This is a genomic window from Methanosarcina sp. WWM596 (assembly GCF_000969965.1).
Taxonomy (GTDB): Archaea; Halobacteriota; Methanosarcinia; order Methanosarcinales; family Methanosarcinaceae; genus Methanosarcina.
The window spans coordinates 4082767-4096252 of record NZ_CP009503.1 but is presented as its reverse complement, the minus strand read 5'-3'; the positions used below and the strand labels follow the sequence as shown (position 1 = coordinate 4096252).

The window sequence follows — 13486 nt, the reverse complement described above, 5'->3', positions numbered from 1 at the left end:
GGTTGAGATAGTCAGGTCGGAATTATGAATGAGATCGATATTGTACGGGCAGTTATAGAGGAAGGATACCAGATAAGTCCGCAAGCCGTAGAATTAATCAAATTGAGTAACTCTCCTGAAAGCCTTCTAAAATATATCCTTTCAACTATTGATGATTGTGTTTTCGTTATTGAACCCGAACATATCGACCTGAAGGACTTTGAAGCTTCTAAAATGGTTTCCAGGATAATTTCTGAAACATCTCCCGGGGCAGTTTCCCAGATGGCTTCAGGTAAAATTTCCTCTTCTCCCTTAGAACCCGTAGACTCGCACGTGGTAAAAACTTTTGACCCTGCTTTGGATGCCCTTGAGGAACCAGGATTATCAAGTATTGAATCGGATGTTTTTTCGGCGGTTGAAGTCTCAGACTCCAATCCGGAGATTAAACCTGACATTCTTTCTTCTCAGGGTTCTGATCCTGTTCATGATTCTGTTCACGATTCTGTTCACGATTCTGTTCATGATTCTGTTCACGATTCTGTTCACGATCCTGTTCACGATTCTGTTCACGATTCTGTTCACGATTCTGTTCACGATTCTGTTCACGATTCTGTTCATGATTCTGTTCATGATTCTGCTCATGATTCTGCTCATGGCTCTTTTTCCAATCCTGTTTATCCCTCTGCTTCTTCAAGAAGTGTAGAAAAATCAGCCTCCTCTTTTTTTGGACATGCAGGCTCTCCTTCTCCCTCCAACCGTGCTTACGGAGCAGATTCTCTCTTTTCAAACCAGGGAAATTCTTTCCGTTCGAGTTCCAGAGATGAAGAAGTCAGGTATCTCCCAGGCCGCAACCCTGTTACCGTGCTTTCCGATATTACCGGGCATTCGACCTGTGTTGGGGAGTATATGCAGTTTGTGCAGTATTTCAGGGACAGGTACAGCAGGCTCTCTGAGATCATCCGGGGCAGGATTAATGCACGCCCTATAGAGAGTTTGAAAAGGAGGAATTTTCGCCGTGGATCAGACGGAAACACTGAGGAGATATCGATTATAGGAATGGTTTCTGATATCAGCAACACAACCAATGGGCACAAAATCTTTTCTCTTGAAGACTCTACAGGCTCTTTTTCAGTTCTTATCCGAAATAGCGACAAGGAACTCTTTGAGCTGGCTTCGCAGCTTCTTCTGGACGAGGTCATCGGGGTAACAGGCTCGGTTACTAACGACGGAAAGCTTATGCTTGCCACAAAGATCATCCAGCCAGATGTCCCGAACAGTGTTCAGCGCAGGACAGGTAGCTATGGGAAAGCCGTACTTATCTCGGATGTGCACGTAGGTAGTTCCCAGTTCCTGGAAGAGGCCTGGCTGGACTTCCTGGACTTTTTGAAAGGTGAATCTGACTCCGAAAAAATGCGGGAGATTGCAGCTCAGGTCCGTTATCTCGTTGTTGCAGGAGACCTCGTGGACGGTATAGGGATTTATCCTGACCAGGAAATGGAACTGGATATTCTGGATGTCTATGAACAGTACAGAAAAGCAGCAGAGTACTTCAGAGAAGTTCCTGAACACATACACGTGATCATAAGCCCTGGAAACCATGACGCTGTACGCCAGGCAGAACCACAGCCAGCCCTGCCTGAGAGGATCTGCGCAGATTTTCCAAAAAATGTCACTTTTGTAGGCAACCCGGCTCTTGTGGATCTTGACGGCGTCAGAATCCTTATCTACCACGGCAGGTCGATTGACGATCTGGTGGCAAGTGTTCCCGGCGTCTCTTATCAGGATCCTGCAGGTGCAGTCCTTGAGATGCTTAAGCGCAGGCACCTTGCTCCAACGTACGGGAGCAGGGTTTCCATATCCCCGGAGAAAAAAGACTACTTTATAATTGACCCTGTTCCGGATATCATTCATACAGGTCATGTCCATACCCTTGGAGTCCAGCGATACAAAAATGTTCTACTGGTTAATTCCGGAACTTGGCAGGCCCAGACTGAGTTCCAGAAGCGTGTAAACCTGATGCCTGTGCCAGCCAGAGTTCCAGTTGTGGATCTTGCGGATTTCGATGTGAAAATTCTGGCATTTGACTAAGCCGGGTCTGAAAACTCAGACTTTCCATTTCTCTAAATCCTCTAGCCTGATGAAGTTCTCTAAAATTATTTTCCGATCCTTATATATACCACAAAGGTTTAATATCTGGAAAATGTCGCTTGAAGAAAGAAAGGAAGAAAAAGAAGGTTCCGGAGAAAGCTTTCCGGAAATTCAGGAAGAAAATCGGGATGAAGAGCAGACCTCTCTTCCCTTTGATATCCCTGATTTTGCAACCCTTCTTAAAAAGCAGGGCTATGCCCTCGCAGGTCGCCATTCAGCAGTAAAGACCTGTCTCTGGCTCAGGAAAGCCATGAACGATGAAGGTTTTTGCTACAAATCGAAGTTTTATGGTGTCCAATCCCATCGCTGCCTTCAGATGACTCCTACTCTCATGTGCAACCAGCGATGCCTTTTCTGCTGGCGTCCGACTGAGGTTCCGGTCCCTGCACCCGGAGAATGGGATTCTCCTGAGAAAATAGTTGAGGAAAGCATCGCCTGCCAGCGTAAATTGATCACAGGGTTCGGCGGCTCTCCAAATGCACTCAGGGAACGCTGGCTTGAAGGCAATGAACCGAATAACGTTGCAATCTCCCTGTCTGGAGAGCCGACCTTTTACCCTTACCTTCCTGAACTTATTGAAGAATATGAAAAGAGAGGTTTTACTACCTTTCTGGTTACGAACGGAACTGTCCCTTCAATGTTTGCAAAGGTCAGCCCTTCCCAGTTATACATGAGTCTCGATGCTCCGGACCTCGAGACCTACCTCAGAGTCTGCCAGCCAAAATCCCCTTCACTCTGGGACAGGATCAACGAGTCTCTGGATATTATGAAAGATAAATGCTCAAGAACGGTCATCAGGATTACACTGGTCAAGGGCAAAAATATGTTCAATCCGGAAGGTTACGCTGAACTAATTAAAAGAGCCTCCCCGGATTTTGTGGAAATAAAGGCTTACATGCACCTTGGCTTTTCACGCCTTCGTCTAGACCGCTCTGCCATGCCGACCCACGCAGAGGTACTGGAGTTTTCGAAAGAGCTTGTAAAGCACCTGGGGTATGAAATCGTAGATGAGTCCGAAATTAGCAGGGTTGTCCTGCTCTCAAAGGACGGGAAAAAATCTCCCGTAAAAAAGGTTTCCTGCTTGGATTAAACCTTTATCAGCTAATCTTTTTTATCAGCTTTTTTCATCTAACTTTTTTATTTTCAATTCTCACTTTGATTCTTACTTATCTAATTAGTTCTCCTTTTTCTGGCTTTCTCTATCTCTTTTCTATCTGGAAGTGAATTCTAAAGCAGGAGATCAGTGTACAGTAACTCTTTTATAGCTGCATAAATCTATAAAATAGATCGGGGGATAGAAACAAATATAAACCTAAGTTTCAATTAGAGTATCATCCCACAGGGGTTAATTCAATATTAAATTAAATCAAATCGTTAATTATCAAATTATCATATACAGTTTGAGTAAGATTATGTCTCATATCTAGTGCGATCAAAAGAATGCGAAACCTGGCAGGTTTATGCAGCATAAATGCAAGCTTTAGCGGCTTGTTGAGATGCCGGCTTTTGAAGGGTGTATTTTTCACTCTCAGGTTCTTCGTTTTCCAGGCGGTTTTTGTACCCGGATTTCGGGTGAGACAGGAACTCACTGTGTGATTTATCCTCATCGAATCCTCCGGTTATCCGTTGTATACCAACCGACGTGCTAAACGAATCCGAAATGCTAAACGAATATTACACTGAATAACTAAATTTATTATGATGCCGGACTTTATAACTTTCCAATAGAAATCACCGGTTTCAATAGAAGTTTCATAATTTCGAGTTAATCAGAATAAACTAAACTGAATAATTCCTAACTCACGAATCTTACTACTTTATTCATCGGGGAAATTTTAAAATGACTGAACAATCCGCACACGAAAAGTATGAATTTAAAAAGAAGCTTGAAGGTCTCAGGAATAAGAGAGGAAGGAGCACGGAGCTTATTTCTCTTTATATTCCTGCTGACAAGCAGATTTTCGATGTTACAAACCAGTTAAAAGACGAGCACGGACAGGCTGCAAACATCAAGTCCAAGCTTACGAGGACGAATGTGCAGGGAGCAATTGAGTCTCTGCTTTCAAGGCTAAGATACCTGGACAAAGTACCTGAGAATGGGGTAGTGTACTTTACAGGAGCTGTGGATATCGGAGCCAACAAGACAAACATGGAAAGCGAGGTAATTGTTCCTCCTGACCCCATAACTGTCTACAAATACCACTGTGACTCATCTTTCTACCTTGAGCCTCTTGAGGATATGCTCAAAGATAAGAACACCTACGGGCTTCTGGTTCTTGACCGCAGGGAAGCAACTGTAGGGCTTCTGGTCGGAAAACGAATCCAGGCTTTCCGCAACTTGACCTCAACGGTTCCCGGAAAGCAAAGGAAAGGTGGTCAGAGTGCTCATCGTTTCCAGCAGCTCAGGCTCATTGCAATTCATGAGTTCTACAAGAGGATAGGAGATGCTGCAAGTGAGATTTTCATGGGTGTAGACCATAAAGATCTCAAAGGCGTCCTGATAGGGGGTCCTTCACCGACAAAGGAAGAGTTCTATGCAGGTGATTTCCTGCACCACGAGCTCCTGAAAAAAATTATTGGGCTCTTTGATACGGCATATACCGACGAGTCCGGGCTTTCAGAACTTGTTAATGCTGCAGGGGAAAAGCTCCAGGACCTTGAGCTCACGGGACAGAAGAATGCCGTCAGATCCTTTTTCAAAGAACTGATTTCCGATTCGGGTAAGGTAGCTTATGGAGAAGCCCAGGTCAGGGCAAACCTCGAGATCAATTCAGTGGATGTGCTCCTGCTTTCCGAAGACCTGCGTGCAGAAAGGGTAACTACGAAATGTAGTGTCTGTGAATACGAAAATAAGTGGACACGGCGCTGGAAGCCTGGAGAACCTGCTCCCACAGCTGGAAATTGCCCTAAATGTGGTTCTTCTCTTGAGGTTACGGACGTTACAGATGTCGTGGATGAATTCTCAGAGCTTGCCGACAAGAGTAATGCAAAGGTATTCTTCGTATCCACCGACTTTGATGAAGGTTCCCAGCTTATGAATGCTTTTGGAGGCATAGCTGCAATCCTCAGGTACAACACTGGGATTTGATCTCACTAAGGGGCAAGATCCTCTTCTAAGTGATTTTCACCCAATACTTTTTTAATTAAATTGTCCTTAGATCAGTGGATCAGAAATTGGTAAATTAAAGTCTATCACATCAATCAGATCAGAAGATTAGAAGTTGACAGATTATTTGACAGATTAAATCTATCACATGAGGATTACATTAAGGATTTTTAGTTTTTTACGGTGATTTATATAGGTGATTTATCTTGTTCCTGGAACTCAAAGCTCAGGCTACATCAATCTTAAAAGAAGCTATCCGAAAGGTCGGGTTTGAGGTTGAGGATTCTGAACTTCAATTCGAAACCTCTTCCCATGCTGACCTTGCGAGCAGAGCCGCCTTCAGGCTTGCAGGCATTCACAAGCAAAACCCAAAAGATCTTGCATCCCGTATCGTTTCTGCAATTGAAATTCCTGAAGACTCATATATAGGAGAAGTAAGTGCCGCAGGTCCTTACATTAACTTCTTTGCAGGCAGGCACTACCTGGACAGAACCGTAAATGCGGTCCGGGTAGAAAAAGAAAAATTTGGCTGTGGGGCACCAAAGGACAGAATTCTCCTTGAGCACACTTCGGCAAACCCGAATGGTCCTCTTCATGTAGGACATATCCGCAACTCGATTATAGGAGATACTCTTGCCCGCATCCTCAGGCGCGCAGGATACGATGTCGAGGTCCAGTACTATGTTAACGATATGGGGCGCCAGATTGCAGTGGTCTCCTGGGCTTGCGAACGCTTTGAACTTGACCTTTCCAGAAAGTCTGATGCTGCAATTGCTGACGTGTATATCAAAGCCAATGCCAAATTGGACAAAAACCCTGAGGATGTAAAGGAAATCGATGCCCTTATGGAAAATATTGAAGCCGGGGATGTCAGGACTATTGAACGTTTTGATAAGGCAGTTTCCCTGGCTGTTGCCGGGATTAAGGAAACTCTCCTCCGCTTAAATGTTGTTCATGATAAATTCGTAAGTGAGTCGCTTTTCCTCAAATCCGGGGCAGTACACGATATAGTCGAGCGCATCAAGGCTACCGGCAGGACAAAGATGGATAAAGGAGCCCTTGTGGTTGACCTTTCTGATTACGGGTTTAAAAAGACCCTTGTTATCCAGCGCTCAAACGGCACCTCTCTCTACACAACCCGCGACCTTGCCTACCACGAATGGAAAGCCGGGCAGGCAGACCGAATAATCGACGTTTTCGGAGCCGACCACAAACTTATTTCCGGCCAGCTCAGGGCTACACTGAATTCTATAGGAATCAAGGAACCTGAGGTCGTTATTTTTGAGTTTGTCTCTCTCCCTGAAGGCTCAATGAGCACTCGCCGCGGTCAGTTCATAAGTGCAGATGACCTCTTTGACAGGGTTACTGAAGCTGCCTTCGAGCAGGTTGAAACTCGTCGCCCCGAAACCTCAGCCGAGTTCAAGAAGCAGGTTGCAGAAATGGTCGGAATAGGGGCAGTAAGATACGATATAGTTAGGGTCTCCCCCGAAAAATCCACAGTTTTCAACTGGAAAGAAGCTCTGGATTTTGAGAAACAGGGTGCTCCCTATATCCAGTATTCCCATGCCCGTGCCTGCAGCATCCTTGAGAAAGCAAAAGAGGAAGCAGCCTGGGACTCTTCCATGGAAATAGACCCCTCTCTTCTTGTCGAGGACAGCGAAATCGATCTCATCAAGAAAATGGCAATGTTTGACAGTGTAATCGACTTTGGAGCCCGCGAACTCAAGCCTCACGTCCTTGCTATCTATGCCCGCGAACTTGCCGACGCATTTAACCAGTTCTACCGTTTTGTCCCGGTTATCGCAGCCGAGGATGAGAAGGTCAGGGCTTCAAGGCTTGCCCTTGTGGACTGTGCAAAGATTGTCCTTGCAAACTCTCTTGATACCCTTGGAATAGGTGCTCCGGAATCAATGTGAAAAACGATAAAAGCAGATGTAATGAAGATATAACAGAAACAGGAAAAAAGGAAAATAGTAATGAAAATATTCTATTTCCTTCCATCTTTAGAAAAATATAAGATCTTTTATAGCAAACTGATAGTATTCAACAAAATACCATTGCAGCGATAAGTATGATCACAATAAATGAAGCTTTTCGGACATTCTTGAGTGAACAGGAAGCCTGTTTAAAGCCTGATGTCTTCATGGACTGTGAAGATGTGATTCTTCTTTACGAGGAATTCTTGGAACTCAGTGCGGAGGATTACCTGTCAGATGAAGACAGGGCTCTTTGTACCGCCCTGCCTGAAGACAAAAATTACTTTGATGTTTTTGGTCCCGAACATCTCAGTCCCGCCGGAATTAAGGATTTCCTTGATGACTACGTGGTTGAGGTAGGAGGAGGTAAAAAATTCATCGGGACAGCTGCAAAAGTTCTCCAGAGCTTTTTTGAATGGACCCTGGAAAAGGGTTACATTGAGGAAAAAGCTTTTGAGGCAAATAGTGAAGTCCTCGCGAAGTACAGGAAGAGGCATTGATTACTTTAATTTTTACACTACTTTTTCTTTAATATATTTTAAAGTATTCTTCAGGAGTACTGTGACCGTTATTTCAGTAAAAAAAGCTTTTTTCGTGCTCTGCGGTTCTTCTATTGTCATGATGGAATCTCTGCTCGGATATAAATCTCCTCTTTACGGCAGGAGGACAGAACAGATCCTGCTTGAGCCCCTGAAGTTCAGGGAGGTCTGTGAGTTTTTTCCACAGCTGAAGGCGGAGGAGAAGGTCCTTACTTATGCGGTGCTGGGAGGAACACCTGCGTATCTTTTGGAATTTGATTACAGAAAACCCCTTCTGGAAAACATAAAGGGTCGAATTTTGCAAAAGAATACTTTTCTTTATCATGATACGATGTTCGTGCTCCAGCAGGAGTTCACCGAGCCCAGGATATATTACTCGATCAGATATATTACTCGATCATAAATTCCGTTGCAAAGGGAAATACCAGGTTGGGAGAGATAATGAACGATAAAGAGCTTGAGAAGGGCAGGATTACGAAATACCTGAGTGTCTTAAAAGAACTCCACATCATCGAGAGGCGAAATAAATATTCAGACAGCCTCTAAGGGTGTAATACATATCTATTTTAGATCAGTTAATGCCTTGTCAATCTATTTATTCCCCAATAAAGCCTTACTTTATTTAAGATACCTCAGCATCTATTCTTTAATCAAAAAAATTTCAGTATCTTCAGCATCGATCACTTTTTAATTTATTACCCGGGGTAATTCCAATACTTATAATACCCGATCTGTCTTACATAGCACATATGCAGGATATCACTTTTATCGACGGAGGCAGCCTTCCCACACCCGAGGGTCTCACCAGGGAATGGGTGAAAGCTGCAGCTGAAAACCGGGACGAGGATGAAAAACTTTTTTCTCTGGTAAGGGAGACTTTCCAGAGAAAAATCGATATTGGAGTACACGTTCCTACTTATCCGCAGTTCAGGGATATGATCGGACAGTTTCTGGAAATAATCAAAGATGAAAAGAACTGTTATGAGCCTTATGTGGTCAAAGAGGAAAACGCAAAAATTCTTGAGCTGGAGATTATTGACGAGGTTGCAAAGCAATACAGGAAAGAAACAGGAGAGACCCTGGGAGTGAGGGTTTGCGTTGCCGGTCCTACGGACCTGTACCTTCAGGCTTTCGGAGCTACTGCTTTTTCAGATGCATACCATGTCATGGCACTGGATATCGAGAATTTCATAAAGCAGGCATTTAAAGTTGCGAAAAATTTCAAAATCAGAGTTATTTCTCTTGACGAACCCAGTCTTGGAATGAATGACAGAATCCAGTTTTCTGACTCTGATATCATCTCTGCCCTTACTCTGGCTTCTACCTACGCGCGAAAACAGGGGGCAGATATGGAGATCCATCTGCACTCTCCATTAAAGTATAAACTTGTTTGTGAGACCCCTATCAATGTTATTGGGTTTGAGTATGCTGCAACTCCCTCTTACATAGACCTCATGGATAAAAAAGTCCTGGAAGACTCGAATACTTACATAAGGCTTGGGGTCTCGAGGACTGATATTTCCAGCCTTATCGGTATGGTTAACGAGACCTATGGGGTCAATGCCTGGAAGGAAAAAGAGTACATGCAAAAAATTATTACTGATATGGAAACGCCTGAAATCATTAAAAAGCGGCTTGAAAAAGCTTCTTACATTCTCGGGGACCGTATCAAATATGCAAGTCCGGACTGTGGGCTGGCATATTGGCCGGATCAGGAACTTGCTTTCAGGCTGCTTGAGAATACGGCAAAAGGCATCAATACATTTAATGCAGAAATGAAAAGTCAGGAGTAACTTGGGGAAACGATGGGAGACGTGCGAGAAAATTCTCCAAGTTTTCTTCTCTACTTTTTTATAATTTTACTGTCTTCCCAATAATGATAAATTCTTAAAGGTATACTAAGAGAGCATGCAAGAAATCATTTTTGACGATATCGGAAGCTATCCCTTACCCGAAGGAGTCAGTAAAGAATGGGTGCAAAACGCCTTTAAAACGAGAACAGAAGATGAGAAACTCTTTACGGTAATCAATGATGCTTTTCAGCAGAAAATAGATGCAGGTGTAGAGGTCCCCACTTATCCTCAGTACCAGGACATGAATGAACAATTCCTGAAGGTTATCCGGGACTCTGACTGCACTGAAAGCCCCTTTGAGGTAAAACTGGAGTGCGCAAGGATTGAAGAGCTTGAGGCTATAGAAACGGTTGCAAAAGCCTATAAAGAAAAATTCGGGGAAACTTTAAAGGTCCGGATCTGTGTAACCGGCCCAACTGAACTTTACCTGAAGGAATTTGGGGGTACACAGTATACGGACATATATTCTCTTTTTGCAAAAAGTGTAAACAAATTCGTCCGGAACTCAATGAAATCTGCAAAACATTTCAAGATTACAACAGTTTCTATTGACGAGCCAAGCATAGGGCTGAACCCTGAACTTTCATTTGATGAGAACGATATCATCTCTGCCCTAACCGAAGCTTCCAGGGCAGCGAGTAAGTGGGGGGCTGATGTGGAAATTCATCTTCATTCTGCCCTTTACTATAATTTTGCCTGCCAGACTCCTACAATCAATGTGATAGGGGTGGAGTCTGCGGGCACGCCTTCCTATCTGGAGCTTATTGACAAAAAAATGCTTGAAGACACGGATTCTTTCCTGAGGCTCGGAATTGCAAGAACAGATATCTACTCCCTGGCAGGAGTCCTGAACGAGAAATACTCTACCAACATCTGGAAGGATCAGCAGTATCTTCCTGAAATCGTTACGCAACTGGAAACCCCGGCTGTCATTGCAAAAAGGCTGAAGCTAGCATACAGGCGGTTTGGCAGCTTGATTAAGTATGTGGGTCCTGACTGCGGTCTGGGTGCTTGGCCCAACCAGAAGATAACTTTTATTCTGCTTTCGAACGTTGCGCAGGGTATTAGGGATTTCAGGGAAAGTTGTTAACCCTTAAACCATTTTTTTAATGATTCAACCAGAAATTTCAACCCTGGATATTTAGAAAATTCTCTTAACTATATCCAGGTCAACCCCCATTTTTATCTCCAGTAGAAACTCTGCTGGGCAGTGAAAACTCACTATATTAGTCCTCTGATATCAAAACACAGTAGAAATAAAGGGGTGGTCTTTTCCGGTGGTTTTCCGGTTTGATAAGGTTTCTGGTTAAATTTATGTTTTTATCATGTTTTTTCATACTTTTCTGTCTTTTGAAGCTTATGAATTTGTTCATTAACCAACAGTGGTTTACTCATTAAGCCTTCCACGCCTTCTATCTATGTCGTCCATCATGTCCAGCATTTTACGAATGGAAGTTCGGATAGCATCAGACTGGCTGACGAATTTTTTGTTATCTCCCACATGCCTGTTGAGGTCATCAAGGAGCTCCTGAGGGATTTCAACACTTACTTTTGGCATCAGGGTTGCACTCCAATGTTTTTCTTTTTTGATTTCGAATTTTGTCTTTTCTGGTTGATAACTTCTTTCTTCAACTCATATTTCTCTCTTTCAGATCCGGTGGGTTCTTTTAAAGTCGCCTAGGAGCTGTTAGAGCTGTACAATGCTTAGGAGAGCATAGGGATAAGGTTTTTCATCAGATGCTGCTTAAAACCTCAGAAATACTCCTTAGGTGAGTTATCTGAATAACCTGAGGTGAGATAGGTGAAATTAAAGAGTCAGATAAGGGTTTGAAAACGTTTTTGAAAAGGATTTTGGGTTTGAAAACGTTTTTGAAAAGGATTTTGGGTTTGAAAACGTTTTTGAAAAGGATTTTGGGTTTGAAAACGTTTTTGAAAAGGATTTTGGGTTTGAAAACGGTTTTTGAAAAGGATTTTTGAGTTTGAAAACGGTTTTTGAAAAGGATTTTTGAAATTGATATAACGCTAAAGAGGCTGTAAAAAGAGATTAATGAGATCAGCGGGCTCGAAGGGATTTGAACCCCCGGCCTATGGATTAAGAGTCCATCGCTCTGCCTGACTAAGCTACGAGCCCACGCATTGTAATTCTCATTCAATGAGCGACTCTCACAATGTATTTTCAAATATTTATAGGTTGCGCCCACGAAGGCACTTAATATAGTTTTTCAGAATCTAAATTTGAAGTAAAAATCCTGAATTCTGGAAATTGAGTTTCAGGTCATTTCTTAACTTCTTTATTTTTCTTTTTTGGGTGCATTAAAGCAAAATATTATATACAAGCGGATATGAGTATGACCATCAATTGACTTATCTTAAGCTCTATTGGGGATTAGTTCACCGTAATAGATTAAGTAGAATGTGTACTTCCTGAATTTGGTTTTTCAAGTTTGGCTTGTTAAGTACTGTTTTTACTCTTTTCTGTTTTATCGATGGAGCTTTCATAAGTTGATTAATAGAAGTTAAAGGAATGAATCTAATGTTTAGAGAAGAACGTATTTCTGTGCCCGTTGAAGAGGGCGAAACTTACGACGTAACTATTCAGGATATTGCTCGCCAGGGAGACGGCATTGCCCGTATCGAAGGCTTTGTAGTTTTTGTCCCGAATACAAGTGTTGGCGACGAAGTCCAGATTAAGGTCGAAAGAGTACTTTCGAAATTTGCATTTGCAAGCGTTGTCGAGTAAGTTTGGGTTGAGAAATTAGTTAATTAAGTTAAGTTCTAATTAAAGTAAAAATTAAAGGAATGATTTTAATGTTCAGAGAAGAAAGTCGCTCAGTCCCTGTCGAAGAGGGCGAAGTTTATGATGTTACAATTCAGGATATCGCTCGCCAGGGAGACGGCATTGCTCGTATTGAGGGTTTTGTAGTCTTTGTCCCTAACACCAGTGTTGGTGACGAAGTCCAGATTAAGGTCGAAAGGGTTCTTCCCAAGTTTGCATTTGCAAGTGTTGTCGAGTAAGTGTGGGTAAGATAATCAATTTAATTAAACTAAAAATTAACTCAAGTAATTAAGGAATGGTTTTCATGTTCAGAGAAGAAAGTCGCTCAGTCCCTGTCGAAGAGGGCGAGGTTTACGATGTTACAATTCAGGATATTGCTCGTCAGGGAGACGGCATTGCTCGAATAGAGGGCTTTGTAATTTTTGTCCCGGGCACCAAGGTCGGCGATGAAGTTCGCATCAAGGTCGAAAGAGTACTTCCAAAATTTGCATTTGCAAGCGTTGTCGAGTAAATGCGGCCGGAAAAACTACTCGGTTACGCTAAATTTTACTAAATTAAAGGAATGATTTTTAATGTTCAGAGAAGAAAGTAGCCCTGTTCCTGTTGAAGAAGGCGAAGTCTACGATGTTACTATTCAAGATCTCGCCCGTCAGGGAGATGGCATTGCCCGCATAGATGGCTTTGTAATCTTTGTCCCGGGCACCAAGGTCGGCGATGAGGTCAGAATTAAAATCGAAAGGGTACTCCCCAAATACGGTTTTGCCAGCCTTGTTGAGTAAGCAGGACAGTTTAAAATAAGAAAACGGGACTGAAAAATCATAAATAAATCATTTTTCAGTCTTTCATTTTTCAGTCTTTTTACTGTTAATTTCAGATATTTTCACGAATTTCCGGTTTCTAGAATTTGCCGGAATCTCTTTTTCTTCAGTCTGGTTTTTTCTGGTTTAGTTCTTTTGTGTATACATTAGCCTTCACCAATCCTTTTGTTGAGGCTTCTGCTAGTGAACGTTCGATGCTATTATATAATAGATGTTCAATCATACTTTGAAATCCAATTGGCAAAGTTTTTACAGATACCTTAAAACCATTTGTTTGCGGCTTTCTTCTAT

13 protein-coding genes and 1 tRNA gene are annotated in these 13486 nt (G+C 42.7%); 12 read left to right on the top strand and 2 right to left on the bottom strand.

What is annotated here, in order from left to right; genetic code table 11:
- Positions 1-24: 24 nt before the first annotated feature.
- From MSWHS_RS18070 to MSWHS_RS18030, 8 genes are all read left to right on the top strand, one after another.
- Positions 25-2067, top strand: coding sequence for a DNA-directed DNA polymerase II small subunit (locus MSWHS_RS18070; protein ID WP_048159506.1), 2043 nt, complete (start codon positions 25-27; stop codon positions 2065-2067).
- A gap of 112 nt (positions 2068-2179) precedes the next feature.
- Positions 2180-3217 (top strand): 4-demethylwyosine synthase TYW1, encoded by a 1038-nt coding sequence (gene twy1 / locus MSWHS_RS18065; RefSeq protein WP_048130091.1) that lies wholly within the window; start codon positions 2180-2182, stop codon positions 3215-3217.
- A gap of 750 nt (positions 3218-3967) precedes the next feature.
- A complete protein-coding gene (prf1, locus tag MSWHS_RS18055; protein WP_048130089.1) occupies positions 3968-5215 on the top strand; it encodes a peptide chain release factor aRF-1 in 1248 nt (415 codons plus the stop codon).
- Between the two features lie 224 nt (positions 5216-5439).
- Complete coding sequence (gene argS / locus MSWHS_RS18050) at positions 5440-7149, top strand: arginine--tRNA ligase (RefSeq protein ID WP_048130088.1); 1710 nt, start codon at positions 5440-5442, stop codon at positions 7147-7149.
- 155 nt (positions 7150-7304) lie between these two features.
- Complete coding sequence (locus MSWHS_RS18045; protein WP_048130087.1) at positions 7305-7709, top strand: hypothetical protein; 405 nt, start codon at positions 7305-7307, stop codon at positions 7707-7709.
- Entirely contained in the window at positions 7675-8151 is a 477-nt protein-coding gene (locus tag MSWHS_RS18040; RefSeq protein ID WP_255350474.1) for an ATP-binding protein, read from the top strand. Before MSWHS_RS18045 ends, MSWHS_RS18040 begins: the two co-directional genes overlap by 35 nt.
- A gap of 346 nt (positions 8152-8497) precedes the next feature.
- Positions 8498-9541: a methionine synthase gene (locus MSWHS_RS18035; protein WP_048159505.1), complete on the top strand. Its 1044-nt coding sequence runs from the start codon at positions 8498-8500 to the stop codon at positions 9539-9541.
- 115 nt (positions 9542-9656) lie between these two features.
- On the top strand, positions 9657-10691 hold the full coding sequence (locus MSWHS_RS18030; protein WP_048130084.1) for a methionine synthase: 1035 nt from the start codon (positions 9657-9659) through the stop codon (positions 10689-10691).
- Between the two features lie 297 nt (positions 10692-10988).
- On the opposite strand, the gene MSWHS_RS18025 is transcribed toward MSWHS_RS18030, so the two are convergent.
- Together MSWHS_RS18025 and MSWHS_RS18015 are read right to left on the bottom strand one after the other, a co-directional pair.
- Entirely contained in the window at positions 10989-11159 is a 171-nt protein-coding gene (locus tag MSWHS_RS18025) for a CopG family transcriptional regulator (protein WP_048128601.1), read from the bottom strand.
- A gap of 499 nt (positions 11160-11658) precedes the next feature.
- Positions 11659-11732 (bottom strand) — tRNA-Lys (locus MSWHS_RS18015).
- A 402-nt stretch (positions 11733-12134) separates the two neighbouring features.
- Here MSWHS_RS18015 and MSWHS_RS18010 point away from each other — a divergent pair.
- The 4 genes from MSWHS_RS18010 to MSWHS_RS17995 all read left to right on the top strand — a co-directional run bounded on the left by MSWHS_RS18010 (position 12135) and on the right by MSWHS_RS17995 (position 13156).
- On the top strand, positions 12135-12341 hold the full coding sequence (locus MSWHS_RS18010; RefSeq protein ID WP_048130083.1) for a TRAM domain-containing protein: 207 nt from the start codon (positions 12135-12137) through the stop codon (positions 12339-12341).
- Between the two features lie 68 nt (positions 12342-12409).
- Positions 12410-12616, top strand: a complete 207-nt coding sequence (locus MSWHS_RS18005; RefSeq protein WP_048130082.1) for a TRAM domain-containing protein — start codon at positions 12410-12412, stop codon at positions 12614-12616.
- Between the two features lie 65 nt (positions 12617-12681).
- A complete protein-coding gene (locus MSWHS_RS18000) occupies positions 12682-12888 on the top strand; it encodes a TRAM domain-containing protein (protein WP_011033303.1) in 207 nt (68 codons plus the stop codon).
- Between the two features lie 61 nt (positions 12889-12949).
- On the top strand, positions 12950-13156 hold the full coding sequence (locus MSWHS_RS17995; RefSeq protein WP_048130081.1) for a TRAM domain-containing protein: 207 nt from the start codon (positions 12950-12952) through the stop codon (positions 13154-13156).
- Positions 13157-13486: the final 330 nt, after the last annotated feature.